Genomic DNA, 26,343 nt, shown 5'->3' with positions numbered 1-26,343 from the left:
GCCAACGAGCATGCAAGCCCTGAAACTTGTCAAACATCTTACGCTGGCCGTAGTTCTGGTCGGCGGCGTGGCCGCCTGCGGCATTCTGCCGGAGAAAGTCGACGAAACGGCCAGCTGGTCGACGAACAAATTATATACGGAAGCCAAGGACGCCTTCGACGGCGGCGACTACACCAAGGCTGCCAAGTACTATGAATTGCTCGAAGGGCGCGATCCGTTCGGCCCGCATGCCCAGCAAGCGCAGATCAATACCGCGTATTCGTATTACAAAGACAACGAGCAGGCTCAGGCGCTTACCGCCATCGACCGCTTCATTCGTCTGCATCCGGATAGCCCGTCGATCGATTACGCCTATTACCTCAAGGGTCTGATCAACTTCAACGACGACTTGGGCCTGTTCGGCCGCTTCTCGGGTCAAGATCTGAGCGAGCGCGATCCGAAGGCACTGCGTGCGGCGTATGACAGCTTCAAGTATCTGGTCGAACACTATCCGACCAGCAAGTACGCGAACGACGCTGCCCTGCGTATGCGTTACGCCGTCAACGCGATGGCTGCCCACGAAGTGCACGCCGCCGAGTACTACTACCGCCGTGGCGCGTATCTGGCTGCCGTGAACCGCGCCCAGACCGCACTGCAAGACTTCGACAAGGCCCCGGCCCTCGAAGACGCGCTGGGCATCATGATCAAGTCGTACGACAAACTCGGCATGACCGAATTGCGTGACGACACCCGCCGCGTGATGGAAAAGACGTATCCGAACAGCGGTTATCTGACGGTCGGCCATCGTATCGACGACGGCACCGGCAAGAAGTCCTGGTGGCAGATCTGGCGTTAATTCGCCCCTGATCTGGCATCGAACCTCGCTGTTCTGCCGCACCATCGAAAAGCCCTCGCATGCGAGGGCTTTTTGTTTTCCGCTTACATTGTGGTTTTCACCGGATATTGCGTAAGGAGTTTGTCGCGTGAGTTCGTCCCAATCGTCCCTTTCCGCCCCTCGCCCCAACAAAACCCTGCTCGCTCTGCGCCACGTGCACTTCGAGGATCTCGGCATCCTTGCGCCGTTTTTCGCCGAACGCGGCTATGCCATCGAGTACGTCGATGCGCCGGTGAGCGATTTGCGCAGCCTCGACGCCCTGTCGCCCGATCTGCTGGTTGTCCTCGGCGGCCCGATCGGCGCATTCGATGAGGCGATCCACCCGTTTTTGGCCGACGAACTGGCGTTAGTGAAAGCGCGTCTCGACGCGAAGACGCCGATCCTCGGCATCTGCCTCGGTGCGCAGTTGATGGCGCGCGCGCTCGGCGCGAAGGTGTACTCGCTGGGGGTGAAAGAGATTGGGTATGCGCCGATTACGCTGACGGCTGCGGGCGAAACCTCACCGCTAGCAGCGCTGGGCGATACGCCCGTGCTGCACTGGCATGGCGATCAATTCGATATTCCGGCCGGTGCCGAGCATCTGGCACGTACCAGCGTCGGCGCGCATCAGGCGTTTTCGCGGGGCCGACATGCGCTCGGGCTGCAATTCCACTTGGAAGCGGATGCCGCGCGCATCGAATCGTGGCTCGTGGGTCATGCGTGCGAGCTAGGCGCGGCTGGCATCGACCCTGTGGGATTGCGAGCGGATGCGCAACGCCATCAGGCGCGACTCGCAAAGGCAGCCCCCACGGTGGTCGGACGCTGGCTCGACGCCCTGCCCCACTGAAACCGCATCGGCGGCGTGTCGAAATGGGGCGTTACAGCGTGAATCGATGTGCTGGTGCCACGGGCATGCCAACGCAAGACCTACGCGTTGGCACGCGCCCCGCCCTTAACCTTCCGCGTCTGCCGCCATCTCATCGAAGAACCCGCGCACGATTGAGATTTCGCGCGTGCGCTTGAACGGTGGCAGGCTTTGCCAGATGCGTCGTCCGTAGGGCTTATCGACCAGCCGCGGATCGCAAATCATCAACACCCCGCGGTCGCGTTCGGAGCGAATCAAGCGCCCGGCCCCCTGCTTGAGCGTAATCACCGCCTGTGGCAATTGGTGAACGGCAAACGGACTCAGCCCCTTCTTGGTCAGCGCATCGAGGCGCGCAGCCAATACCGGATCGTCGGGCGGCGCGAACGGCAGCTTGTCGATGATGACCAGCGACAACGCTTCACCACGCACGTCGACCCCCTCCCAGAAACTCTGGCTCCCGATGAGCACCGCATTGCCCAGCGCACGGAACCGGTCCAGCAACTCGGTCCGGCTCGCCTCACCCTGAACCAGCAGCGGATACGGCCAGCCGCGCCGATCGAACTCTTCACGCAAACGCTCCGCCGCGCGATTGACCGCACGCAACGTCGTGCACAACACGAACGCGCGCCCGCCACTCACCTCAAGCACCGGCATCGCAGCATCGAGCACGGCATCGGTAAAGCCCGGCGACGACGGCTGCGGCAAACCGCGCGGTACGTACAGCAGGCTCTGATTCGGGTAATCGAACGGACTCGCCAGCGTCAACGATTTTTCAGAATCGAGCCCCAGTTGCGCCGCGTAGTGATTGAAATTGCCCTTCACCGACAACGTAGCAGACGTAAAAATCCACGCACGCGGCGCCCCTGCGCGCTGCTTGGCGAAAATCGGGGCGATCGACAGCGGCGTCTGATGCAACTGCACCGCCTGCGAGAACACCTCAATCCAACGCACCGTCTCAGGCGGCGTGTAGACCTTCTCTTTACCGCCCTCGCCGTCTTGCCCTTGCGCAGCCGCTTTCGCCTCGGCAGCGACGCGGGCCGCTTCGGCCTCACGCGCCACGGCAGCTTTGGCCGCCTTTTCCCGCTTGCCGTCGGTCACACGCGGTGCGTCGGGGTCGAGCAGCGGCAACGGTGCCTCGCCCGGCGTCGGCGGCGTCACGCCCATCTGCCAACGCTCGAGTTGCTGATGAAGTTCTATCGCGCGACGCAGGCATGCGCCCAGCGCTTCGGCACGCTCAGCCTGATGTTGCAGCGTTTCGATCAAGTCTTGCAACGCGACGTCGACACCGTCGAGCGCACCGAACAACTCGTGATCGTCGGCCAGTTGCGCCACCGACATCCGCGTGTTGTCGGGCCCGAACGTCAAACGCACATCGCGAGCAGCGCGTTCGAGATTGGCCCCCAACTTGACCCAATCGGCCGCATCGCGTGCGTGAATCAGGCCCTCGGCCACGCAATCACGCGCGAGCTCGAGAATCTGCCCCGTGGACACCGTCTCGCCGAAGAACAGCGTCGCCGTCTCGGGCAACTGATGCGCTTCGTCGAAGATCACCGTATTCGCGCTGGGCAGCAACTCGGCCATGCCGGTGTCGCGCAGCATTACATCGGCGAAGAACAGATGGTGATTGACCACCACGAGGTCGGCTTGCTGCGCCTCCTTGCGGGCCAGCATCACAAAGCAGTCCTTATAGCGCGGACATTCCTGCCCCAGACAGTTGTCGCGTGTGGACGTCACCTGCGCCCAAATCGGCGCATTCTCCGGCACAGACGCCAACTCAGCCTTGTCGCCACTCTTCGTGATTTGCGCAAACGTCACGATCTCGCGCAGTTGCGCGGCTTCGTGGCGCGACGCGAAGCGCGCTTCCTGCTGCGCCCGTTCGAGATAGTAGTGACAGAGGTAATTCGAGCGGCCCTTGAGCATCGCCACGCTCACCGGCACGGCGAGCGCGCGGCGCACCGTCGGAATGTCGCGCGCGAAGATCTGATCTTGCAGGTGCTTGGTGCCCGTCGAGATGATCGTCTTGCCGCCCCACAGCATCGCGGGCACCAGATACGCGTACGTTTTGCCGGTGCCGGTGCCTGCCTCGGCAATCAGCGAGTCGTGCGTATCCATGGCGGATGCCACGGCGCGGGCCATTTCGGTTTGCGGTTCGCGCGAGCGATAGCCGTCGATGGCGCGCGCCAACATGCCGCCGTCGCCGAAGATTTCCTCCAGCTCACGCTCTCGCTTGGCGGCGAGGGGCTTGAGACCGTGGAACGTGGGCGCGTCGGCGGAAGTGGAGACGTCGGGAGAATCGCTGGCAGCGGCTGCGGAATCGATCAAAACGGCAAATAAAACTCAAAGGCGCCGCGAATCGATAACGCACGATTCGCGACGCCGGCAATGAAAAAAGTCGCGCATACGGTTCGAACCGTATGCCTCGGTATGCAGCAAATTCAGGCCGGTTGATCCGGCATTTGCTGCACTTGCAACAGGGTAATGGTGTCTTTGATTTTCAGACGGCGCTTCTTGAGGCGCGTGACTTGCAGTTCATCGTACGTCGGCTCCGTCAGCAACTTGTCGATCAGAAAATCGAGATCGCGATGTTCGATCTGCAACTCGATGATGCGACGTCCAATGGAGTGAAGATCGTGCTGCATCGTGGCAACTCTCCTGCAACGCTGAAGTGATCCCGGCGCCGGTAACCGACCGGCCCGGCCTCGCTTACTGTCCGGGCAACGCCTTTTGTGCCGGAGTGCTGCCCGACTGCGACTGGGCACGGCGCTCGTCCGACTTCTTCTGGCGCTCGATGGCTTCCGCCTGCTTCTCGCCGTACTTACGCACGTTCTCGGCACGCTCGGCAGCCTTCTGATCTGCGGTCGCCTTCGCTTCGTCGAGCTTCTTCTGCTGCTCGGCCTGCTTGGCATTGTACTGCTCGGCGTTGGCCGCTCGTTCCGGCGCCTTGCCGGTGCGCTCGGTCACGCGCTGCTGATATTCGGCCTGCTTTTCCTGATAGGAAGTCACGTTCTGCGCACGCTCTGCGGCGCGTTGCGGGGCTTCGGCCGCGGTCTCGGCGCGCTTGGCATCCAGACGCTCGTCGCGCTCTTTCGCCCGCGCTTTACGCTCGGCATCTTCGAGCACCAGACGTTGACTGCGCACGGCCTTGAGCGCTTCACGCTGTTCGTCGCGCGCCTTGTCGATGCAATAGTTCACGAAGAACTTCGACGCGCATTCGTACTTCGCCTCTTGGAAGCGGTAGTCGATCCACGCGCGCTGACGGTCGATCACGGCACGGCGGCCAGCGAAATCGTCGTCAGCGGGATGCATATCGAGTTTGTCGTCGTACGCAACCGGCTTGTCGTCTTCGGCGGCAGCCGCCGCAGACGCACTGCTGGCGGCCGACGGCGTGCGATCGGCGGTGGCATCGAACGGGACTTGGGGCACGCGCAGCTGTTCGGTCGTACGGCCCGCGGCTTCGACGGCCGAGAGACCCTGCGCGAACGACGCGGCGGGCATGGCAACGACGGCAGCGGCAGCCACGGCCGACAGCGCGCTAAAAGCAGCGACCGACGTACCAGCGCGACCGCGCGAAAACAATTTTGCGAAGGAAATCATGAGGTTGAGCAGAGTGATGCCAAATTTTAGCATTGCCTGCCCGGACGCGCCCGCGGTTTATGGCAAAATGCCCCGCTCCTGGCACTTGGGTAATTCGCAACACTCATGACGCAAAACGTAGCCCTTCAGATCGTTCAACGCATCGCCGCCGAACTCAGCGTGCAGCCACGCCAGGTCGCCGCCGCCGTGCAACTGCTGGACGAAGGCGCCACCGTGCCCTTCATCGCACGCTACCGCAAGGAAGTGACGGATAACCTCGACGACACGCAGCTGCGCACGCTCGAAGAGCGTTTGCTGTACCTGCGCGAGTTGGAAGACCGCCGCGCGGCCATCCTCGCGAGCATCGAGGAACAAGGCAAGCTCACCGACGAGCTGCGCACGGCCATCGAGGCCGCCGAGACGAAACAAACCCTCGAAGACCTCTACCTCCCGTACAAACAAAAGCGCCGCACTCGCGCGCAGATCGCCCGCGAAGCCGGCCTCGAGCCGCTCGCCCAAGCGCTGCTCGCCGATCCGACGCTCGATCCGCAAACCGAAGCCGCCAAGTTTGTCGACGCCGACAAGGGCGTGGCCGACGTGAAGGCCGCCCTCGACGGCGCCCGCGACATCCTCTCCGAACAATTCGGCGAAACCGCCGACCTGCTCGGCAAGCTGCGCGACTACCTGTGGAATCAGGGCGTCGTGTCGTCGAAGGTGATCGAAGGCAAGGAAAGCGAGGAAGGCGAGAAATTCCGCGATTACTACGACTACGCCGAGCCCATCGCTTCGGTGCCGTCGCACCGCGCGCTCGCCCTCTTCCGTGGCCGTAACCTCGGCATTCTGATGGTCAAGCTCGGGCTGGGCGAAGAACTCGACGCGCAGATCCCGCATCCGTGCGAAGGCGTCATTGCCGGCCACTTCGGCATTCGCAATCAGAGCCGCGCCGCCGACAAATGGCTGGCCGACGTGTGCCGTTGGTGCTGGCGCGTGAAGGTGCAGCCGCATCTGGAATCGGAACTGCTTACGCAAATGCGCGAGAGCGCCGAGAGCGAAGCCATTCGCGTGTTCGCACGCAACCTCAAGGCCCTGCTGCTTGCCGCGCCTGCTGGCCCGAAGAGCGTGATCGGTCTCGACCCGGGTCTGCGCACCGGCGTGAAGGTGGCCGTCGTCGACCGTACCGGCAAGCTGCTGGGCACCGACACGATTTATCCGCACGAACCCCGCCGCGATTGGGACGGCTCGCTCGCACGTCTGGCCAAAGTGGTCGCCGCGACGGGCGCAGAGCTGGTCAGTATCGGCAACGGTACGGCATCGCGCGAGACCGACAAGCTGGCGCTCGAGCTGATCAAGCGTCACCCGGAACTGAAGTTGCAGAAGATCGTGGTGTCAGAAGCCGGCGCCTCGGTGTATTCGGCATCGGAGTTTGCGGCGAAGGAATTCCCTGAGCTCGACGTCTCGCTGCGTGGTGCCGTGTCGATCGCTCGCCGTTTGCAAGATCCGCTGGCCGAACTGGTCAAGATCGAGCCGAAGGCGATTGGCGTGGGCCAATATCAGCACGACGTGAACCAGCGCGAACTGGCCCGCATGCTCGACGCCGTGGTCGAAGACTGCGTGAACTTCGTCGGCGTTGACGTGAACACTGCGTCGGCCCCGTTGCTCGCACGCGTGTCGGGCCTGAACAGCACGCTCGCGAAGAACATCGTGGACTTCCGCGACAGCAACGGCCCGTTCGCCAACCGCGAAGCGCTCAAGAAGGTGCCGCGTCTGGGCGACAAAACGTTCGAACAAGCCGCGGGCTTCCTGCGTGTGAACGGCGGCGACAACCCGCTCGATCGCTCGTCGGTGCACCCTGAAGCGTACCCGGTCGTCGAGCGCATTCTCGAGAAGATCAAGAAGAGCATCGGCGACGTGATGGGCAACGGCTCGGTCGTGCGCAGCGTCTCGGCCAACGAGTTCGTCGACGAGCGCTTCGGTCTGCCCACGGTGAAGGATATCCTGACCGAACTGGAGAAGCCGGGCCGCGATCCGCGCCCTGAATTCAAGACGGCGACGTTCCAGGAAGGCGTGGAGAAGATCACCGATCTGAAGCCGGGCATGCAACTCGAAGGTGTCGTCACCAACGTGGCCGCCTTCGGTGCGTTCATCGACATCGGCGTGCATCAAGACGGTTTGGTCCACGTCTCGGCCATGTCGACCAAGTTCATCAAAGACCCGCACGAAGTCGTGAAGGCTGGCGATATCGTGAAAGTGAAGGTGCTTGAAGTCGATCCGCGACGTCAGCGCATTTCGCTGACCATGCGTCTGAACGACGACCTGCCGGTGGCCGGCGCGAGCGATCGTCCGGGCGCAGGCAGTGGCGGCGGCGGACATCGTGGTGGTGGCAACGGCGGCAACCGCAGCGGTGGTGGCGGTGGCCGTCAGCGCGAACCGGAAACGGTGAACGCCATGGCAGCCGCTTTCGCTAAGCTCAAACGCTAAGCCGCACGCTGCATCAAAGCAAAGAGAAAGGCCCGCGAATCTTCCGATTCGCGGGCCTTTTCTTTTGACGTCTCGCTAAGCGATGCGTGCCGATGCAAGCCGATGCAAGCGTTAGGGCGACCTATCCGTCGCCCCGAAACCCGCATCAAATCTCGATCTTCGTCCCCAGCTCGACCACGCGGTTCGCGGGAATGCTGAAGAAGTCCGTCGGCTTGGCGGCGTTCTGGTGCATCCACGCAAACAAGCGCTCGCGCCAGATCGACATCCCCGGCAGCTTCGTCGGCACGACGGTCTCGCGCGCCAGGAAGAACGACGTATCCATCAGCTCGAAGTGCATATCGGTCTTCTCTTCGAGCAGATGCAGCACTTCCTTCACGTCAGGCGTTTCGTTGAAACCGAAGGTCGACACCACGCTGTACAAGCCGCCCGTGTGGTCCTTCACTTCCATGCGCTTGTCGTCTTCGACATACGGCACATCCACCGTGCGGAACGTCAGGAAGATGGTGCGCTCATGCAGGATGCGGTTGTGCTTGAGGTTGTGCAGCAAGCTCACCGGCACCAGCGTATTGCCGCCGGTCAGATAGATCGCAGTGCCCGCCACGCGATGCGGCGGATGGGCCAGCAGCCCTTGCAGGAACGGGCCCAGCGGAATCCCGTCTGCGGCGGTGCGTTCACGCAGCAGCTGACGGCCTTTGTGCCAGGTCATCAGCATGAAGAACAGGAACGCCCCCAGCGCCAGCGGCAACCAGCCGCCCTCCTCGACCTTGATCAAATTCGCACCAAAGAACGCGAAGTCGACCACGAGGAAGCCGGTAATGATCAGCGCGACCAAGAACTTGTTCCAGTTCCAGACCTTGACCATGACCACGCACGCAAGAATCGTCGTAATCACCATGGTGGTCGTCACCGCAATACCGTACGCCGCCGCAAGGTTGCTCGACGACTTGAACGCCAGCACGATCCAGATGATGACCAGCAGCAGCGACCAGTTGATCACCGGCATGTAGATCTGGCCGATTTCGCGATCGGACGTGTGCAGAATCTTCATGCGCGGCACGTAGCCCAACTGAATTGCCTGACTCGTGAGCGAGAACGCGCCGGAAATCACGGCTTGCGAGGCAATCACCGTCGCGGCCGTCGCCACCACCACCAGCGGCAGCAGCGCCCAGTCGGGGGCCATCAGGAAGAACGGGTTCTCGATCGCTTTCGGGTTGCTCAGCAGCAGCGCGCCTTGGCCGAAGTAGTTGAGCACCAGCGCCGGGAACACGAGGAACGACCATGCGAAGCGAATCGGACGGATACCGAAGTGCCCCATGTCTGCGTACAGCGCTTCGGCACCGGTCAGCACCAGGAACACCGAGCCGAGCACGATGTAGGCCTGCAAGGCGTGTGTGCGAATGAAATGGATGCCGTAATACGGGTTGATGGCCTTGATGATCTCGGGCGCAGCGAACATGTTGTACACGCCCAGCACACCGAGAATCACGAACCACACGACCATCACCGGGCCGAACAATCGGCCCACTTTGGCCGTGCCCGACTTCTGCATCGAAAACAGAATGATCAGGATGACGATGGTAATGGGCAGCACAAAGCGCGTGAGCGACGGCGCCGCGATCTCTAACCCCTCGACGGCTGACATCACGGAGATGGCGGGTGTGATCACCGCATCCCCGTAGAACATACAGGCCCCGAACATCCCCAGCATCATGAGCACAGAGGCCCACTTGCTCCCCGCGCGCACACTGCGCAGGCTCAATGCCATGAGCGCGAGCACGCCGCCTTCGCCACGGTTGTCGGCGCGCATCACAAACAGCACGTACTTGAGGGAGACGACGATCACCAGTGCCCAGAACAGCAGCGAGATGATGCCGAACACGGCTTGCTGGTTAAACGGAATGCCGTGTTGCGGATCGAAACATTCCTTGAGCGCATAGAGCGGGCTGGTGCCGATATCGCCGAAGACCACGCCAATGGCTGCCACCATCAGCGCAGGCATGGGCTGAGGGCGATGCCCCTGTCGTATGTTTTGCGTCATAAGGTTTGGGTAATCGCTTTATTGCGCTGCACAAAATGGGCGCTATTCTAACTGGCTGCCGAGTCCCTAGCTAGTCGGGACGGCCCCCGAGTGCCGGACGCCACACACGACACGTTCGCCTAGGATAATTGCAGCCGCGCCCCATGACCAGCGCGGTGCGACGCGGTTTTCCCTACCCCTCGCACGCGCCTGAACCCACCGCGGCAACGCGCATCGCGCCGTCATTTGAGTTGCAAATGCGAGACATGAGCGATTCGCCAGTCGACAGTCCCAGCGATTGCGTGTAGCGCATGCCGCCCGTTTGCAGCATCGCGGCGCAAAACGCCCTGATTGCCCTCGATTTCCATTGATCGGACACGAATCGGGCATGCATCGGGCATGAAAAAAGCCGCCCGAAGGCGGCTTTCTCACAAGCGGACGGCAGCGAACGGCGAATTAACGCTTCGTCTTGCGGCTGCTGGTGGTCTTCACCGAGCGGACCAGATCGGAGTCGGCGCTGTTCTGCTCGGCTTCCAGCGAACGAATCTGACCTTGCAGGTCGTTCAAACGCAGACGGGCGGCAGTGCGTTCGGTTTCAAGCGCCGAAGCCTGCTCACGCACGGCTTGCTGGTTCTGTGCCAGCGCTTGTTCCTGCTGACGCTGGATAGCCAGATCGTTCTGCACCGCGTTCAGGCGGGATTCGCTCTCGGCCAGTTGGCGCTCCATGAGAGCCTTCTGCGCTTCGAGCTTGATCCGGCGAATCTCGACGTCGGCCAGCACTTGCGTCTGACGCACGAAGTCACCGTACAGTGCTTCGGCCTTCTTTTCGTTGCTCAGCTTGACCACGCGCCAGAACTGGCCTTCGTGGAACAGCGCGACGTAGTAGCCCATCGTTTGCGGATAAAACAGCAGGCTGGCGCCGTAGCGGCCGTTGTACGTCGTGCGAAGTTCGGTGACTTCCTTGTTCTGAATGCGATCACGCAGTTCTTGAATCGTGCCCGAGGCCGATGCCGGGCCCGAAGGGGCTTGCGTGGGCACTGCCGGTGCGGCGAACTGACCCGGGGTTGACGACCCGGTCACATCCTTGACCGCTTCTGCGGCCCCCGCTGACGTCCCCCAGGCTGCCAGGCATGCCACCCCCACGCCCAACCAAAACCGCCCCCGGCAATCACTGATTTTCATCTGATCTGTTTTCCTGTTATCGACCGGATCGTTCAACGACCCTTATGCGTCGCATTCATTCCGCCCCCCCGGACTCCGTCCCGAGGATCTGAGACCTGCGTTTTTTTGCCACGACAGTGTAACGGACATCATGTCCCGCCGCCGCGCTGCCGGCAGATATTCACCGCACGCTCACAATAGCCGCCAATTCTATCCATTGCGCGGCGCTCTTCCAAGCGCGGAATGCAATATTGGGCCGGGAGAAATTCAACTGTTGATAACGCGCAACCCCGCAGCCGAAGGTTTTCCCTTAAACCGAAGTTGTGTGTCAGACAAATCCCTGCATTGAGCGGGATTTAAAGACCTACGGACTACGCAGTACGCGGAAAGCCTGACCGGCGGGATTTTGTACCGCTGCCGTCGTCGGCCGGTCAGCACCGGATCAGCTTTGGCTCAGCCCTCACTCAGCTTTCATATTCGCTGGCCAATTCCGAGTCGTTGCCCAGAATCTGATATTTGCGCATTTTTTCCCACAGCACCTTGCGGCTGATCCCTAGCGCATTGGCCGTATCCTGCCGCCGCCAGCCGTTGGCGTCGAGCGCCGCCACGATGCGGGTGCGCTCGGTGGCGTCCCAGCGCGCGCGGTCGGTGAGCGCGCCGCCGCGTACCGGGTCATCGCTGCGTACCACGACACCGGTGGCCAGCGCCTCGAAGATGGCCCGGATGCGGCGCTCGTCCCAAGTGCCCAACTGGCGGTAGATGATGCCGACGCGCTCGGCGATATTGCGCATCTCCCGCACATTGCCGGGGAACACGCCGCCCTCGACCAGTTCGCGCAGCCAGGGCGGTATTTTGCTGCCGATCTCCGGGTCGCCCGCCACTTTGCCCAGATAGGCGCTGAACACCGCCAGCTTGTCGACCGGTCCGCGCTCTTCAAGGCTAGGGATATGTAGCTCGATCACAGCCAGTCGATAAAACAGGTCCGCGCGGAACAGTTCGTCGCGCACCATCGACTTCAGATTCTTGTTGGTCGCCGCCACCAGCCGGAAGTCCAGCTTGACCGGCTGGGCCGAGCCCAAACGCGTGACCGCGCTGTCTTCGAGCACGCGCAGCAGTTTGACCTGCTGATACAGAGGCAGGTCGCCAATTTCGTCGAGGAACAGCGTGCCGTCGTTGGCTTGCTCGAAATAGCCTTTGTGCGAATACAGCGCGCCCGTGAACGCCCCCTTTGCATGCCCGAAGAAATGCGACTCGAACAGGCCGTCGGGAATCGCGCCACAGTTCACGGCGACGAACGGTCCTTGCCCGTAATGGCTCTGCTTGTCGTGCAGCAGCCGCGCAATGCGTTCTTTGCCCACACCCGTCTCGCCGTGAATCATCACGTTCGAGTCGCAATCGGCGAACGCATCGACTTCGGCCAGCAGATTGAGCATGGCGCTCGACTGCGCCACCAGCGGGTCGGACGGCGCCGGAGCGCGATCGGCTTCGGCAATCGCCCCTGAGAGCTTGAAGATGAGCGTGCGCAGTTCCGCGCCGGAGAAGTCGAGCGTCAGGATGTTGCTGTACTCGGGCGGATAGACGCGCGGATCGTTCTCACGCGGTGCCGTCGCCACCCAGATCACCGGCATGCCGTGGCCGAGTTGCCACTCATGCGCGTTGGTCGATGCCCCTTCGATGACCGAGACACTCACCACGGCGATGGACGCCCGCGTCTTGGTGCGCTCGCGCGAGAGGTCGGCCCCGTCGGCGCGAATCACTTCCATGTCGAAGCTGGCGAGGCAATGCGCCACCCGGTCGGCAATGTCGGACTTGCCTTCCCACACGTACACGTCGAGGTCTTCACGTACTGGCTTGCTTTTCATGCTTATCCGCTGGTCGCCGAACGCCCCCGGGCGTCCGTCATGGTGAAGTTTTGTCGTCGAGTTATCGAATTATTTTTGTGAGCTTCGCTAATACACCAGTTGCACCAGCCCGTTCTGGCAGTTGATGCTGTCCACGGTCACCGTCGTCATGCCAAGCGTGATGCCGAGCGCATTGAGCAACGTGTTGAGCAACGTGCTGATCGGCGTGAGCAACGGGTTGAGTAGCGTGTAGAGAATGCTGCCGAGCACGGGCGAGATGTTGCTGGTGCTCAGGCCGCTCTTCACCGCATCGACCCGGCACTGATTTGCCCCGCTGCCGAGCAAGTCGCACCCCACATCGGTCAGCGTACTGAGCAGCCCGTTCACAATGCCACCGAGCGTGTTGAGAAGCCCGGTGACGAGACCACCCACACCGCCCAGCACTTGCGGAAGATTTAGCGTCAGCACGCCGCCAAGCGTAGTCCCGAGCGCGTTCACAGTGGACTGAAGCCCTGAGGCCGCAGAGCTAAGGAAATTGTTGACCGTCGTCACCGACAACCCGACGGCGGAGTTCGGCACATTGCCCACCAGCCCACCCGCGGTCGTACTCGTTGAAGACGTTCCCCCACCCGCGCTCACATCCAGCGACAACCCCGTGAGCAGCGCCGTCACGATCTGGCTCAGGTTCACGCTCGACCCAATCGGCCCGACCTTCTGCGGGAATGGACCACTGAAGGTAATCGGCGCAGGCGAGTTCGTGACGAGCGACAGATTCACATTCCCCGACACGTTAATCAGTCCAAGCAGCGTCGCGATGTTCACGCGATTGGTCATGAGCGTGGTGCAACTCGCCGGATTGGTTTTCACGTTCACACCGCTCGCCGCCGCGCCCACGCAGACGTTGACCAGCCCGGAGTTCACCTGAATCGTCGTCGACGGTGTCGCGCCGCACTGCACCGCCGTGACCGTGCCGGTCGACTGGGCGACTTCCAGCACCAGCGGCAAATTCAACGTCGTGCCCAGCGAGTTCAGCAGCGAACCCGCCACCGAACCCAGCGACCCAGATGCCGCCGCCGTGTTGAGCGTGAGAAACAGCCGCACCTGTGCCGTCGTCGCCGTCGCACCGACGCCGCCAACGCCGACCTGCGGCGGCGAGATCACGTTCGCGCTGACGTTCACCGCGTTGCCCAGCAGACTCAGCCCGTTAATCGCAATCGCGTTATTCCCGTTCGCACCGACGATGGCCGCCGTAATCAGATCGGCCACGCCGATATTGGCCGTCAGCGCGTTGGCCGCCGACACACCGGCCGCATCGATATTGGCAATGATGCCGGGGCTCGTCGCGGTACCGAGCAACTGAATCGGCAGATTCAACACCGGGCTGTTGCCGAACACGTTGATGAGATTGTTCAGCGCCGTCACCGAAGCCGACACGGCCCCGTTCTGCGTGGCCAGCGCAGTATTCGTCGCGCTAAGCAAGGTGCCGAGCGTCAGGTTCTTGACCGCCGCCACGCCTGAGAGCGACGCCACCGACACGTCGCCCGTGACAGGCACGCCCAGCGCTTGCAGCAACCCTTGCGGCGTGATGTTCACCCCTACAAGCTGCTGCGCCGCGCCGACGTAGAGCGTTGGCGAAATCCCGATCGACTGAAGCAACGGCGCCAGTATCGAGTTATTCGCATTTAGCGCGAGCAGCCCGGAGTCGACGGTGAATGTCACCACCGCCGGTGCTTTCCGGGCGATGGCGGTTGCCGAAATATTGCGCGAGCCGGTGAGTTGGAAGAACGACACCACCGGCAACGTAAGCGTCACCTGTACAGCGTTGCCGCTGGCTGCATTCCCTGAACTCACAGCCGCAAACGTACCCGGCGTGGTGGCGCTTGCCGTCGGGTTGGTCCAGACGCCGCACGCCGTCGTGATCGTCGTTTTGGCGGCGTCGGCACCCAGATTCGACGTTGCATTTGCACGGGCCACCGTGTCGTAGGAGGTGGCGTTCGCACAACCCGGCAGCGTCTGTGCACCGGCAAGCGCTGCCATGTCGGCGGCGCGTTGCAGGTCGCGCCGTTTCATGAAGGCATAGCCCGCGTCGATGGCCAACGACAGCAGCAGCACCACAAAGACAAAAGAAAACGCGACGACCGGCACGGAACCGCGCTGCCGCCCACCGAAGCGGCGCAGGTTACCCAGCCATGTCGCCTGTGCGTCGCGGGATGCGGCGCACGCAGAAGGTGCGGCTTGCGATGCCGCTGGTGAAGCCGTTTTGCGCGCACGCGCACGGGGTGTCATGACGAATCACTGGCTTGCGCCAGCCCCTCCGCTCGATGTCGCCCCGCCCGCGCCACCGCCGCCGCCAGTGCTGCTATCGCTTTGCACCATCGTCGGGTAGAACGCGGGAATCGCGTAGTTAAAGCTCTCGAGATACCGCCGGTAAGCGCGCGAGGCCGTCGCCCCCAGCATCGGCAAACCGCGCCCGGCGGCCAAATTGCTCGCCTGCAATGTGAGCAACGCCTCCGTCTCGTCGCCCAACATGCCGTCGGCGGCATGCTCGCCGACGCGCAACGGTGTGGTACGACGCACCGTATTGGGCGGCACACGGCTCGCTTGCGAAACTGGCGCCGCTTGGGTCGCTTGGGTCGTCTGTGCTGCCGGGGCTTGCGCGGGCACTTGCTGGACGACGGCGGCATTTGTCGGCGCGGTCGGCTCCGCCGTCGCCTGTGCGACCGTACGCGTATCGGCGCCGCCCATTTGCCCCGTCAAGGGCGGACTCGTTTGCGCACCGGCCCAGCTTGCGCACAACGCCAGCGCGATACCGGCAAGCCATTGCGCTGCCGGTGCCGTATGGGCCGACGTGTCCCGATGCATCGCCCGGGTCGGCGGGGAGACTTGCTCCCATCGTTGCATTTGGCCTGCCATCATCACGTCTCCCTGAAGTTGCGTGACTACTTATGCGTTTCGCTGCTTGCGGGCTGCCCCGCGAATCATTGTGAATTCGAGAACCGGTCGAGCAACGAGGTCGGCATATCGCTGCGCGAGACATCGTTGGCCCGCGCAAGCTTGGCGTCCGCACCGCTCGCGGCGCTCTTCGGGGCACCCTTCGAGGCACTATCCGCAGCACTATTCACCGCATTATTTGCGGCACTGTTCGACGCCACGCGATTGACCGGAGCCGTTGCCGGAGCCCCGTCCGCCGTCGCCGCCACGGCACGCGCACCCGGTTCCGGCAAGCGCACGACGACAGCGCCAGCGGGTGCGGATGGGGAAACGGATGTGGAAGCAGATGCAGAAGCGACGGGTACCGCAGCCGGTGCCGCAGGCACAATCGTCGCTGCTTGAGCCGCCGCCTGAGCTGCCGCCTGCGCCGCTGCCCTTGCCGCTGCCGCGTCTGCCGCAGCGCGCGCAGCTTGCGCGTGGGCGCGAATATCGCTCGCGAGCTTGGCAATCGCCTCACGCGTGGCGGGCGGGAATTTCGCCTGCGACATCATCTGGTCGGCCCGCGTCGTCTCTCCCGTCACCAGCAAATACACGGCGAGATTGCTCAGCACCTTGCGGCTATCGGGTTTGAGTTCGGCCGCCTGGGCCAGCGGCACGCGTGCCCCGGCGGTGTCGCCGTTGCTCAACTGCGCAAAGCCGAGATCGCTGAGATAGAACGGTTCGGTCGGTGCCCGGCTCACCGCTTCGCGTAGTGCTTGCGTCGCGCCTGCATAGTCTTTGCGCTGCGCCGCGACTAGCCCGAGGCCATGCCATGCGGCGGCGGCCACACTGCTGCCAAGCAGCGTTCGATAGGTCGTTTCGGCCGCGTCGGGTTGGCCGGTCTCGCGCAATGCATCGGCGCGAAGAATGTCGACATCCGGCGAGCTGCCGTACTGGATTCGGAACTGATCGATATGCGCCAACGAGGCGAAGTAAGCCCCCCGGTCCTGCATCTCGCGAATCATCGACAGATACAGTTCCTTCGTATCGGGCGCGGCCGTCTTAGCCTTCGCTTCGTCATCCTGTTGTGCACGCATGAGCGCGGCGGCCGAGGGTGCGCCATAACCGCCGCCCTTCGACGCGCATCCGGCCACCATCAGCACGCACAGCGCACCGACGACCCAACGCGCCACGGGCTTACGCGCGCGCTGCGGCGAGTCTTCCCGTGCCATTGCGAAAGCGGAACGTGTCATTGTTGCAGGCCCTCCAGAGTTTTCGCCAGCGAGAGAATCGCCGGCCCCGCGACCACCACCATCAGCGCGGGTAACAACGTGAGCATCATCGCGAGGGTCATCTTGACCGTGAGCTTGCCGATGCGATCTTTCATCGTCTGGCGCCGCTGCTCGCGCAACCGGTCGCTGAACTGCTGCAACGGCTCTTGCACCGCACCGCCGTGTTGTTCGACCTGCACGATCAAGCGCACCAGCGCGCGCAGATCGTCGTTGTTGTACACCTCGCGCAAGCGCACCATCGACGCTTCGCGCCCTCGCCCGGACGCATATTGACGATTCGCGTTCTCGAATTCCTTCGACAGAATCGGCAGCACCTCACGGAAGTCGGACACCACCACATACAAGCTCTGATCCATCGACAACCCCACGCCCTGCAACAGACGGAGCAAGTCGATGAGCAGCGGCAACTCTTCCACCAACTCGCGACGGCGCTGATTGGCCCGGCGCTGCACGTAAAGCTTCGGCAGCATCAGCCCGACACAGATCGCGCCGATCAGCCGCAAGAGCGTGCCCAGACCGCCGTTACCCGGCATCCAGACCCACACGAACAACAGCAACGCCCCGGCCAACGCCACGCGAGAAAACAAGAACAACGACTTCGCGCGAACGCTGTCCCAACCGCATTGCGCGAGCAACAAGCGATCTTCGGCCGCGATCAGATACTGCCCCAGACGCGTCTCAGACCAACGCTTGCCGAGCGCCGCTGCACGATCGAAAAGCGAGCGCCAGCCCTTCGCCCCGGTGTTGGTCCCATCGTCCTCTTGCGCTGGCGAAAGCGAACTCCCCATCGGTGCCGTCGCCGCTCTAAGCGCCGCCAGCGCCTGCTGTTGCCGACTCGCAATCACCTGATCGATCACACGCCCGCTTCGATCCTGACGCAGCCCCCGCAGCAAAATGGCCGAAGCCGCGAGCAACAGACCGGCGGCGACCAGCAGCAAACCCAGCATCAGCCAGGTATGCGAATCGGCGGCCAGCGACGTGAAGGACGAAAGGTTCATTAGGGGATCGCCTCTCGCTCAGATGGATTTGGCCAGGCGGTACAGAATGAAGCCGCCAAGGGCTTCCAGCCCAAGACCGATGCCAATAATCTTCAGGCCCGCCGGTTGTTGAAACATGGGCTCGAAGAACGCCGGATTGAACAGCATCAGAAATGCGCTCACGACAATCGGCAACGCGGCGAGCACCCAGGCCGACATCCGCGTCTCCGACGAGAGTGCATGCAATTCCGCCTGCGCCTGCTCACGATCGCGCATGAAGCCCGCCATGCGCGCGAGAATCTGATCGGCGCGCCCGCCGAAGCGTGTCGACAAATCGACCACCGACGCGAAAAGATAAATTTCTTCGACGCGATACACCCGCGCAATTTGCTTGAGCGCGACATCGAGATCGACCCCGGCCTGCACTTGACGCACCGCGCTGTCGAGCAGTTCGCGCAGCGGCATATCCGCGTTGCCCGACGCCGTCTGAAACGCCGCAGGCAAGCTGTTGCCGACCGTCAGCATGCGCACCATGCCATCGAGAAATATCGGCAGTTGTTTCACGATCTCGGTATGGCGGCGTACGCCTTTCAACCAGTAGCGCAGCACCACCCCAATCACATACAGAATCAGCACAATCAGCGCCGAGAACGGCCCGTGCCACAGCAAGAAGAGCAATGCGAGCCCCACCCCGCCGCCAATCAACATCGCGTAAAAGCCTGTCGTCGGGTACACGCCCGCGCGCTCGAAGAAGAATTCCCACGGCAGCGCTTTGCGGCGCGCCACCCGTGCGATGGCGCCTTCCGCAGCCGCGAACTGCGGCGCGTTGTTGGCCAGTTGCCGTTCGATAAAAGCACTCGTCGCCTGCTCGCGTGCACGCTGATGCGTGCGCCGCCACAACTCGAGCCCCGCGGCCACGAGCAGCAGCGCGACACACGAGATCCACAACACGACGGGGTTCATCGACGCCGTCCGAAGAAGCCGCCGCCACCCGAGTCGGGCGGCGTATTGCCCTGCGCTGCCGCCGTCGCATTGCGCGTCTGGTCCTTGTAGCGCTGCAATTTGGGCGAGTGCGGTTGAATACCCAGGGACACCCAGCGGTCTTTCTCTTCACCGTCGGGACCGACAAAGGCTTCGTGGCGATAGAGTTCCTGCGTGGAAATCACCGTGTCCGAGACACCCGTGACTTCAGTGATCGACAGAATGCGGCGGCGTCCGCTCGACAAGCGGCCGATCTGCACGATGAAATCGAGCGCGCTCGTGATCTGGCGGCGCAGGCTGCTTTCGCTGCCCTGAAAACCCGCAAAACCCGCCAGCATTTCGAGACGATAGAGACATTCGCGCGGCGAGTTGGCGTGAATCGTGGCCATCGAGCCTTCGTGCCCCGTGTTCATCGCCTGCATCATTTCGAGCACTTCCGAGCCGCGCACTTCGCCCACGATGATGCGGTCCGGGCGCATCCGCAAGCTGTTACGAATCAGGTCGCGAATGGTCACCTCGCCCGAGCCGTCGAAGCCGCCTTGGCGCGACTCCAGCCGCACCACGTGCGGGTGATTGAGCGAGAGTTCGGCCGTATCTTCCACCGTCACCACACGCTCGGTGGCCGGAATGAAGCTAGCCAACGCATTGAGCAACGATGTCTTCCCCGAGCTGGTACCGCCCGACACAAGAATGTTGCATCGCGAGCGCACCGCCGCTTCGAGCAGCCCGTAAATCTCTTCGTTAAAGCTGCCGAGCGCCAGCAGGTCCGACGGCTTGAGCGGGTCTTTACGGAATTTCCGGATCGACACCACCGGGCCGTCGACGGCCAGCGGTTCGATCACCACATTCAGGCGGCCACCATCGGGCAGGCGCGCATCGACCATCGGATTCGATTCGTCGAGCCGACGTCCGATGGGCGCCAGAATGCGGCGCACGATGCGCAGCAAATGCGCGTTATCGGAGAAGCGCAACGCCTCGCGCGCGAGCACGCCGTTGCGCGACACGTACACGTCGTTGTAGCCGTTGATCAGAATGTCTTCGACCGCGGGGTCGCCGAGCAAGTCCTCGATCGGGCCGAAACCGGCCAGTTCTTTTGTGAGCGCATCCGAGATCTGACGCAGTTCGGCTTCGTTGATCGGAATGCGGCGCAGCCGCACGAAGCCGTCCATCTCCAAATCGACAAACTGCTGAATCGCGCCACGGCTCCAACGGCCGAATTCCGCGCCGAGTTCCTCGATCCGCGCGAGCAGATGCTCGTGCGCTGCGGTCTTGATGTCCTGAAATTGCTGCGAGTTGGCAAATGCACGCCTGTCGTCGGCAAATTCGATCGAGTCAGTCATATCAGTGCTTTCCAATGAAGCGGCCAAGCCAGCCCGAAGCCTGACGTTGAGCCGCAGCGCCCGCGTGCTGCGCGGCAAGCAGTCGTTCCGCAAGCGGTTGCAACGCCCGCACGTACGGGTCGCTGCGCGCCGTGTCGAGAATCAGCTTGCCCTGATTGGTCGCCGAGAGCATCGCCAGCGGCCGGTCGGGCAGCGTGGCGAGCAGCGGCACGTCGAAGCGTTTGGCGATCTGATCGGCTGCCATGCCGTAACGCGGGTCGTAGCGATTGAGCACCAGTTGCAGATGACTGCGCTCCACACTCTTCTCTTCGAGATCGCGCAGCAGCGACGCCAGCGAGACGATGGCACCCACGCTCTGATCGACCACGAGCCAGACTTCATCGGCGGCGCGCACCAGGCTCGCCACGAACGCCGGGTTGGAGAAGCCGCCCAGGTCGGCCACGATCAAATCGAAGAACGAACGCAGGCGGTCGGTGAGCGCGAGCGCGTCGGCCGCCGCCACGCTGCGCATATCGCCGAGATCGAGCGGCAGCGGCAACACGGCCAGACCGCTCGACGCATGGGAGATCGCCGTGTGCACCAGCGTCTCGTCGAAGCGGCGCAGGTTCTGCACGGCTTCGGCGAAGCTGAATTGACTTTGCGTATTCAGATACAGCAGACCGTCGCCCGAGGGCAGCCCGAGATCGAGCAGCGCCACGTGACCGAGCAACGCGGCGTCGAACTTATCGTCTTTCGACGCGGACGCCTTAGCCGGTTTCGCCGAAGGCGTCCCGACCGCGAGTTCTTGCGACAGTTGGGAGAGGTGCGCGGCGAGCGTGCTACAGCCCACGCCGATACGCGCGCCGAGCAGCACCACGAAGCGGCCGTGCCGGGAAGGTGCCGAAGCACTGGGCGGCGGCGTCTGATCGATGACGCGGCGAATGACGTCGAGCGCCTCTTCGTGCGTGGAGTGCATATCGATGAAATCGTGCACACCGGCGCGAATGGCGGCCTTCATGCCGTCGGCACGCACCATCGACCCCACCGCCACGAGCGGCAGCTTGGGCGCCACACGTTTGAGCATCTGCGCGAGTTCGGCCGCCTGTGCGATGCCGCCGTCGGCCGGCTCATCGGCGTGCCCCGTCGGTTCGCCCGAGAAGTCGAGCAACACCACCTGCGGATCGAGATCGCCGATGCGCTGCTGCAATTGCGCTGGCCGACCCGCCTCCTGAAGCAACACGCCCTCTTCGCGCAGCGCAGCCGAGAGCCACTGACCGTGGCCGGCGTGCGCGCTGCAAAAGAGGAAGCGATGCAACTCAGTCATGGTGTCCAGTATTCGGTTCGGTGCGTTCATGTTTGCACTCCTTACTGCTCCGCCAGCGTTACTTCGAGAACCCCGGCAGTTCACTGTCGCTTGCCCCGCCCATCAAGTAAGCGCCCCACACCTGACCGGGACGTTGCTCGCGCGTATCGCCCGGTAACGGCATGGCCACACCGGCGGCAACCGGTTTGACCAAATGCGGCGTCACGATGATGACCAATTCTTTTTCTGCACTCGAGTACTTCAAGTCCCGGAAAAATGCGCCGATGAGCGGCAAGTCGCCGAGCAACGGAATCTTGTCGACCGAAGCGGTCGTCGTACGTGAAATCAGCCCGCCGATGACGAAGCTTTCACCATCGCCCAACTCGACCGTCGTATCGGCACGACGCGTCGTGATCGCGGGAATTTGCACCGAATCGGTCACGATCGCGTTGGTGTAATCGATGTCCGACGCTTCCGGCGCCACCTTCAACGCAATGCGCCCGGGCGAGAGGATCGTCGGCGTCACCGTCAAGCCCACACCGAACGGCTTATACGTCACCGTCGTCGTGCCCAGACCGCCCGATTGCGGCACCGGAATCTCGCCACCGGCGAGGAAGCTCGCGCTTTGGCCGGAGAGCGCAACGAGCGTCGGTGCCGCCAGAATTCGGCCCAAGCCGTTCGTCTGCACCAAATCGATGGCCGCCGAGAGCGTGAACGCGCCGCGTGTGATCGAGCCGAAGAACGTGCCGAAGCTGGAGACCTGACCGCTGCCCGTTCCGCCCGACCCGCCGAAGGCCCCGGCCAGTTGCGAGACCACCCCGAAGCTGCCCGACCCGCTCTTCTTCGACGCGGCGAAGCTCGCCCCGATCTGATTCAGGATGTTGCGGTTGATTTCGACGATCTTCACATCGACCTGCACGACTCCCGTCTCGCCGACTGTCGAGCGATCGACCACCACACCGCCCTTGCCCGTCGCATCGACGGCAGCCGCTTGCAGGCCGCTATGCTCGATCATCGTATTCGCATGGCCTTGAATGAGCGCTGCGCCGCCGCGTGCGTCGACATTCGCGGTCCCGGTATCGCCCAAGGCGCTTTGCAGATCGCCCGTCACGTGCACTTCCCAGCGCATGGCCTCGCCGCCGCGCGGCCAGGCCGACACCTGCGTCGTGCCCGCCTTCTTGCCGACTACGAGCACCGACCCTTTGCGTCCGCCCGAACCCCGCAACACGACCACATCGGCCACGGCCGGGTCGGCCACGGCGATCCGCTCGAGGGTGCCGGGCAACGGCAGTTCGCGTTGCTCGTGCACCCCCAGCGTCAATGAGCGCGTCGCGCTTTGCGAGGTGTCTGCGGCTTCGGCCAGACGCACCGACACCGTGGCAGCGCACGCGACCAGCGCGGCGAAGCACAACAGCGTCCCCGTGACACGTCTGACATCTCGTCTGGCAGTGCGAACCTGGCTTCTGATCATGGCGTGGCTGTATCGGTCACTGTTTCGATTGAACTTGAAAGCCTTGGGTCAAGCGCTTCTCTACGTCGTCTGGTCTACGATCTTGCCGCTCAGAATGCTGCCGTCGTGCGCTCTGCACCGCGCACAACCTCGATGGAACCGCCGCCACCATGCCCGCCGCCAGCAGGGCGCGGGGCAGCGGCCGGACGCACCGGCGCACCGGCCAGCCCCGTCGTGGCGATACCGGCGTAAGCCTGATTCTCCGGCGTGTCGAGTGCCGCCTTGTCGTCGCCCTTGAGCCCGGCCTTTCCGGCAAGTACCGGCGGCGGCGACGGGAAGAGCGACGTATCGGGTTTGGCGTCATCCGCCGGGTTGCGCAACGCGAGCGTGATCTTTCCTTGCTGCGTGCCGAGCACCACGCGATTGACCTCGTCCACCGGCACAGCCACGACGGCGGCGGTCGCGGGCATCGGCGGTTGCACATTCACATTGGCCGGCGGCGGCGGCGGTGCCGTGGTCGTGGCCGCTTGCACGGTCGACGCGACACCCGGTGTGGTGGGTACCGGCGCGACGTCGTCGAGCGAGGCATTGCCGTAGCTCAGCACGCGCACACGCGCCGCGAGCAACCGGGCCTGCGTGTCGTCCACCAGCCCAACGGCCGGACCGGGTGCCTGATTGGTCTTCATCGTGAAAAACACGTCGACGTAGTCACCCGGGCGAATGCGGTTGGAAACCCCCACGACTTCGGTGACCGGCAACGCGACGGCGCGCTCCCCCGGCGCGAGTTGCATGGCCAGACCGCGTGCGAGGGTGTTTTGCGTGACCGGCACCCCGGCGGCAAGGGCCACGAGCGGCACCCGGCCAACGACATCGGCGGGGTTGGTGAAAGCGCCCGGTGTCTGGGCGTCGAACTGCACGATCTTGACGGCGTCGGCGGCGATGGGCTGTCCCGGAGAAAGCGCCTTGGCCGCCACCACGGCCGGGTAGCGCTGTGTGAGGGTTTGCGTGACCGCCGACGGCGTCGCCGCCGGGGCTGGCGCGTTTTGCGTACCCAATTTCAGCGCGAAGATCGCCAGCACCACCCCGGCAATGACCAGCACGACAGCAATAATCTTGGTGGCTTTGTTCATGGCTTGAGGCCCTGCGGCCGTTCAGTCACAAATTTCGGGCGCCGGCGAGCCGGCGGCATGACAACGTCGGTCAATCCTTTCTCACGCGAACCCTTAGCTGCCGCCAAGTGTCGACGTGTCGAGCGTGACTGCGGCGGTGCCATTGATGGTCGATGGCACCAGACTCCCCAGCCCCGGCCAATTGATGGTCATCGGCTGATTCAGGCTGAGGTTGACGTGAACGATGCATTGCGAGGCGGAGCTCGTCGCGCCGGAGGCAGGGCACGGATACGTGGTGTCGGGCACAAAGCTGGTCGTCACCGCGCTCGATGCAGGCCACGCCAGGGTGTTACCCACCGCCTGCGTGGCGAAGCTCTGGCGCTGCGACAGCGTACCGGCGCGCAACATCGCCCGGCCGCCTTCCGACGCCGCCTGCGTCAGCATTTGACGCGCAAGAATGTTGATGGAGAAGCCAACGGCGACGTAGAAAGCGGGCAACAGGATGATGAGAATAAGCATGAACTCCAGAGCGGCGACACCGCGCGCGTGCGCTTGCCTCAGCCCTGATCCCATCGGTGTCCCGTACCGCTTCATGACGACACTCCCCCGTCGCGCACGGCGCTTGTAGGCCGTGTTTGGCGACGCATTGGTCCTGCCTATTCGCGCGGCGTCGCCCGCGCCTCCCGTTTTTGCGGTGCCGCTTTTTGCGGCACTCGACATACCCGTCCCACTGTTCAAACCGCTACCGCACCACCAGCGCTGCCGCGGCCAGATACGCCCCGTAAGGCAACCCGATACGCCCGGCCCGCCATCGCTCCACGCGTTGCCACGTGGCGGTTGCCGCCATTCGCTCACGCCATCGCTTGAGCCATGCGAGGCGCCCTGTCAGCAGCACAAGGGCATGCACACCTGCCGCGACGCTCGCCAGACACCACACCGGCAACAGCGCCGGGTAGCCGGCAATCAAACCGATCAGTGCGAACAACTTGACGTCGCCCGCCCCCATCACACCGCGCCACCAAAACGGTAGTAGTACGATCAATCCGAGCAGCGCACCGAGACCGTGAACCCAGAGGACGCGAGGCTCTCCCTGCCACGCCCGCCACCCTATCCACGCCAGTGCAAGTGCGCCCACCCACAGCAGCCAGACGTTGGGAATGCGGCGTGCGATCAGATCGGTGACCATAATCGGCACGCAGAGCAACCACAGCAAGGTGAGCACGATGGCCCTCGTTTCAGTGCGAAATCACCGAGATGGCGGCCGACGACATGGTGCTGAATAACGACGTCATCACCCCACCCAACTGGGTATAGACGGTCGTCCCGATGATCAACACCACAATCGCGGCGAGAAGGCCGTATTCAAGCGCCGTCACCCCTTTCTGTCGTCGCGCGCCAGGCCGCCTTCGGCTTCGCTGCACGGCCTGTAAACGCCGCATGTGTCCCATACGCCGTCTCCAGGACTAAACGATCAAGTGCCGGCAGAAGTGATGACGGACTGAACCTTGCTGAAAATCTGCGTAAAGGTAGTCGTCAACGACGAGGAAACTGTCACCCCAATCACCACGGCGACAATGGCGGCCAAAATGCCGTACTCCAGCGCAGTTACGCCACGTTCATCGCGCGCAAACAGTCGAATACGATTGCCGAGTTTCATCTCACCCTCCCTCACTATTAAGGCGATTTTCGCCCGTTGGCATACACAGCGAGTCACACTCAGGCGCAAACCTGAAAGGCGCAAACCCGCCATATCGCTTATCAACTCTTGACTTCGACCCTGGGTTCGATACGCAGCAAGGCTTCCGAACCTCTTTTACTTTGTACGCCATTATTTCCCAGCCTGCCGAAGTAACCGTTGGGACGGCGCACTATTTTTTTTCGATGCTAATTTAAACTAAAACGCAAAAACTAGAGCACTTCTACCAATCGCCGCGGAGAATGTAAGAAAACGTTACACGGGTTGCTCAAACAATACTCCAAAACTAAGCAATGCAACACCGTCGAGGGAAAACCATGATTCTGTGCGTGTGAGCGAAACAACGCTTCAAATGCAGCGGACATTTAAATAACTTTTCATCCATCCGCCAGCACCACATCGCAACACCCTCATTGCGCCTCATCTTCCGCCGATGACTTCGCAATCCTTGCCAGTTACGGCGTCAGGCGATATCTGACACTTCCACCGCCATCCGCGCAACCATCTAATCTTTCGAA

At 63.0% G+C, this 26,343-nt stretch carries 22 protein-coding genes; 3 read left to right on the top strand and 19 right to left on the bottom strand.

Going from position 1 to position 26,343, the window contains the following annotated elements; genetic code table 11:
- Positions 1-10 precede the first annotated feature (10 nt).
- A complete protein-coding gene (locus PPN31114_RS00625; protein WP_150677599.1) occupies positions 11-835 on the top strand; it encodes an outer membrane protein assembly factor BamD in 825 nt (274 codons plus the stop codon).
- 127 nt (positions 836-962) lie between these two features.
- Positions 963-1,700, top strand: a complete 738-nt coding sequence (locus tag PPN31114_RS00620; RefSeq protein WP_150677598.1) for a glutamine amidotransferase — start codon at positions 963-965, stop codon at positions 1,698-1,700.
- A 105-nt stretch (positions 1,701-1,805) separates the two neighbouring features.
- Here PPN31114_RS00620 and PPN31114_RS00615 read toward each other — a convergent pair whose 3' ends face one another.
- From PPN31114_RS00615 to PPN31114_RS00605, 3 genes are all read right to left on the bottom strand, one after another.
- Positions 1,806-4,040, bottom strand: coding sequence for an ATP-dependent DNA helicase (locus PPN31114_RS00615; RefSeq protein ID WP_370865821.1), 2,235 nt, complete (start codon positions 4,038-4,040; stop codon positions 1,806-1,808).
- Between the two features lie 113 nt (positions 4,041-4,153).
- Positions 4,154-4,357 carry a YdcH family protein gene (locus PPN31114_RS00610; RefSeq protein WP_039374035.1) on the bottom strand — a complete coding sequence of 68 codons (204 nt, stop codon included), beginning with the start codon at positions 4,355-4,357 and terminating at the stop codon, positions 4,154-4,156.
- 64 nt (positions 4,358-4,421) lie between these two features.
- Positions 4,422-5,312: a hypothetical protein gene (locus PPN31114_RS00605; RefSeq protein ID WP_150677597.1), complete on the bottom strand. Its 891-nt coding sequence runs from the start codon at positions 5,310-5,312 to the stop codon at positions 4,422-4,424.
- Between the two features lie 105 nt (positions 5,313-5,417).
- Here PPN31114_RS00605 and PPN31114_RS00600 point away from each other — a divergent pair, with 105 nt between their 5' ends.
- On the top strand, positions 5,418-7,769 hold the full coding sequence (locus tag PPN31114_RS00600) for a Tex family protein (protein ID WP_150677596.1): 2,352 nt from the start codon (positions 5,418-5,420) through the stop codon (positions 7,767-7,769).
- Positions 7,770-7,914: 145 nt separating this feature from the next.
- Here the strand turns inward: PPN31114_RS00600 and PPN31114_RS00595 are convergent, their stop codons facing one another.
- The 16 genes from PPN31114_RS00595 to PPN31114_RS00520 form a co-directional block, all read right to left on the bottom strand.
- Positions 7,915-9,807, bottom strand: a complete 1,893-nt coding sequence (locus tag PPN31114_RS00595) for a potassium transporter Kup (RefSeq protein ID WP_174987508.1) — start codon at positions 9,805-9,807, stop codon at positions 7,915-7,917.
- 435 nt (positions 9,808-10,242) lie between these two features.
- Positions 10,243-10,968: a DUF2968 domain-containing protein gene (locus tag PPN31114_RS00590; protein ID WP_150677594.1), complete on the bottom strand. Its 726-nt coding sequence runs from the start codon at positions 10,966-10,968 to the stop codon at positions 10,243-10,245.
- Positions 10,969-11,411: 443 nt separating this feature from the next.
- Positions 11,412-12,809: a sigma 54-interacting transcriptional regulator gene (locus PPN31114_RS00585; protein ID WP_150677593.1), complete on the bottom strand. Its 1,398-nt coding sequence runs from the start codon at positions 12,807-12,809 to the stop codon at positions 11,412-11,414.
- An 87-nt stretch (positions 12,810-12,896) separates the two neighbouring features.
- On the bottom strand, positions 12,897-15,074 hold the full coding sequence (locus tag PPN31114_RS00580) for a pilus assembly protein TadG-related protein (protein WP_150677592.1): 2,178 nt from the start codon (positions 15,072-15,074) through the stop codon (positions 12,897-12,899).
- Between the two features lie 6 nt (positions 15,075-15,080).
- A complete protein-coding gene (locus tag PPN31114_RS00575) occupies positions 15,081-15,704 on the bottom strand; it encodes a DUF3613 domain-containing protein (RefSeq protein ID WP_150677591.1) in 624 nt (207 codons plus the stop codon).
- Positions 15,705-15,766: 62 nt separating this feature from the next.
- Positions 15,767-16,951, bottom strand: a complete 1,185-nt coding sequence (locus tag PPN31114_RS00570) for a tetratricopeptide repeat protein (RefSeq protein WP_246182350.1) — start codon at positions 16,949-16,951, stop codon at positions 15,767-15,769.
- On the bottom strand, positions 16,948-17,988 hold the full coding sequence (locus tag PPN31114_RS00565; protein ID WP_150677590.1) for a type II secretion system F family protein: 1,041 nt from the start codon (positions 17,986-17,988) through the stop codon (positions 16,948-16,950). The genes PPN31114_RS00570 and PPN31114_RS00565 overlap by 4 nt, the downstream gene beginning before the upstream one ends.
- A gap of 18 nt (positions 17,989-18,006) precedes the next feature.
- A complete protein-coding gene (locus tag PPN31114_RS00560) occupies positions 18,007-18,930 on the bottom strand; it encodes a type II secretion system F family protein (RefSeq protein ID WP_150677589.1) in 924 nt (307 codons plus the stop codon).
- Complete coding sequence (locus PPN31114_RS00555; RefSeq protein WP_150677588.1) at positions 18,927-20,288, bottom strand: TadA family conjugal transfer-associated ATPase; 1,362 nt, start codon at positions 20,286-20,288, stop codon at positions 18,927-18,929. Before PPN31114_RS00555 ends, PPN31114_RS00560 begins: the two co-directional genes overlap by 4 nt.
- A 1-nt stretch (position 20,289) precedes the next feature.
- A complete protein-coding gene (locus tag PPN31114_RS00550; protein WP_150677587.1) occupies positions 20,290-21,621 on the bottom strand; it encodes a hypothetical protein in 1,332 nt (443 codons plus the stop codon).
- Between the two features lie 28 nt (positions 21,622-21,649).
- Positions 21,650-23,041: a type II and III secretion system protein family protein gene (locus tag PPN31114_RS00545; protein ID WP_150677586.1), complete on the bottom strand. Its 1,392-nt coding sequence runs from the start codon at positions 23,039-23,041 to the stop codon at positions 21,650-21,652.
- Between the two features lie 89 nt (positions 23,042-23,130).
- On the bottom strand, positions 23,131-24,150 hold the full coding sequence (gene cpaB, locus PPN31114_RS00540; protein ID WP_150677585.1) for a Flp pilus assembly protein CpaB: 1,020 nt from the start codon (positions 24,148-24,150) through the stop codon (positions 23,131-23,133).
- Positions 24,151-24,243: 93 nt separating this feature from the next.
- Positions 24,244-24,702, bottom strand: coding sequence for a TadE/TadG family type IV pilus assembly protein (locus tag PPN31114_RS00535; protein ID WP_281350960.1), 459 nt, complete (start codon positions 24,700-24,702; stop codon positions 24,244-24,246).
- Between the two features lie 169 nt (positions 24,703-24,871).
- Positions 24,872-25,351, bottom strand: coding sequence for an A24 family peptidase (locus tag PPN31114_RS00530; protein WP_150677583.1), 480 nt, complete (start codon positions 25,349-25,351; stop codon positions 24,872-24,874).
- Between the two features lie 13 nt (positions 25,352-25,364).
- Positions 25,365-25,505, bottom strand: a complete 141-nt coding sequence (locus PPN31114_RS00525) for a Flp family type IVb pilin (RefSeq protein ID WP_246182349.1) — start codon at positions 25,503-25,505, stop codon at positions 25,365-25,367.
- Positions 25,506-25,600: 95 nt separating this feature from the next.
- A complete protein-coding gene (locus PPN31114_RS00520; RefSeq protein ID WP_150677582.1) occupies positions 25,601-25,786 on the bottom strand; it encodes a Flp family type IVb pilin in 186 nt (61 codons plus the stop codon).
- Positions 25,787-26,343 lie beyond the last annotated feature (557 nt).

The sequence above is a fragment of the Pandoraea pneumonica genome (assembly GCF_902459645.1).
Lineage (GTDB): Bacteria > Pseudomonadota > Gammaproteobacteria > Burkholderiales > Burkholderiaceae > Pandoraea > Pandoraea pneumonica.
The sequence above is the reverse complement of the archived record's forward strand: the minus strand, read 5'-3'. Positions and strand labels throughout refer to the sequence as shown.

Excerpts from the sequence above, each read along its gene's own strand:
- PPN31114_RS00625 (WP_150677599.1), top strand. The coding sequence starts at position 11 with ATGCAAGCCCTGAAACTTGTCAAACATCTTACGCTGGCCGTAGTTCTG.
- PPN31114_RS00610 (WP_039374035.1), bottom strand. The coding sequence starts at position 4,357 with ATGCAGCACGATCTTCACTCCATTGGACGTCGCATCATCGAGTTGCAG.
- PPN31114_RS00605 (WP_150677597.1), bottom strand. The coding sequence starts at position 5,312 with ATGATTTCCTTCGCAAAATTGTTTTCGCGCGGTCGCGCTGGTACGTCG.
- PPN31114_RS00600 (WP_150677596.1), top strand. The coding sequence starts at position 5,418 with ATGACGCAAAACGTAGCCCTTCAGATCGTTCAACGCATCGCCGCCGAA.
- PPN31114_RS00595 (WP_174987508.1), bottom strand. The coding sequence starts at position 9,807 with ATGACGCAAAACATACGACAGGGGCATCGCCCTCAGCCCATGCCTGCG.
- PPN31114_RS00590 (WP_150677594.1), bottom strand. The coding sequence starts at position 10,968 with ATGAAAATCAGTGATTGCCGGGGGCGGTTTTGGTTGGGCGTGGGGGTG.
- PPN31114_RS00585 (WP_150677593.1), bottom strand. The coding sequence starts at position 12,809 with ATGAAAAGCAAGCCAGTACGTGAAGACCTCGACGTGTACGTGTGGGAA.
- PPN31114_RS00580 (WP_150677592.1), bottom strand. The coding sequence starts at position 15,074 with ATGACACCCCGTGCGCGTGCGCGCAAAACGGCTTCACCAGCGGCATCG.
- PPN31114_RS00575 (WP_150677591.1), bottom strand. The coding sequence starts at position 15,704 with ATGATGGCAGGCCAAATGCAACGATGGGAGCAAGTCTCCCCGCCGACC.
- PPN31114_RS00570 (WP_246182350.1), bottom strand. The coding sequence starts at position 16,951 with ATGACACGTTCCGCTTTCGCAATGGCACGGGAAGACTCGCCGCAGCGC.
- PPN31114_RS00565 (WP_150677590.1), bottom strand. The coding sequence starts at position 17,988 with ATGAACCTTTCGTCCTTCACGTCGCTGGCCGCCGATTCGCATACCTGG.
- PPN31114_RS00560 (WP_150677589.1), bottom strand. The coding sequence starts at position 18,930 with ATGAACCCCGTCGTGTTGTGGATCTCGTGTGTCGCGCTGCTGCTCGTG.
- PPN31114_RS00555 (WP_150677588.1), bottom strand. The coding sequence starts at position 20,288 with ATGACTGACTCGATCGAATTTGCCGACGACAGGCGTGCATTTGCCAAC.
- PPN31114_RS00550 (WP_150677587.1), bottom strand. The coding sequence starts at position 21,621 with ATGAACGCACCGAACCGAATACTGGACACCATGACTGAGTTGCATCGC.
- PPN31114_RS00545 (WP_150677586.1), bottom strand. The coding sequence starts at position 23,041 with ATGATCAGAAGCCAGGTTCGCACTGCCAGACGAGATGTCAGACGTGTC.
- cpaB (WP_150677585.1), bottom strand. The coding sequence starts at position 24,150 with ATGAACAAAGCCACCAAGATTATTGCTGTCGTGCTGGTCATTGCCGGG.
- PPN31114_RS00535 (WP_281350960.1), bottom strand. The coding sequence starts at position 24,702 with ATGGGATCAGGGCTGAGGCAAGCGCACGCGCGCGGTGTCGCCGCTCTG.
- PPN31114_RS00520 (WP_150677582.1), bottom strand. The coding sequence starts at position 25,786 with ATGAAACTCGGCAATCGTATTCGACTGTTTGCGCGCGATGAACGTGGC.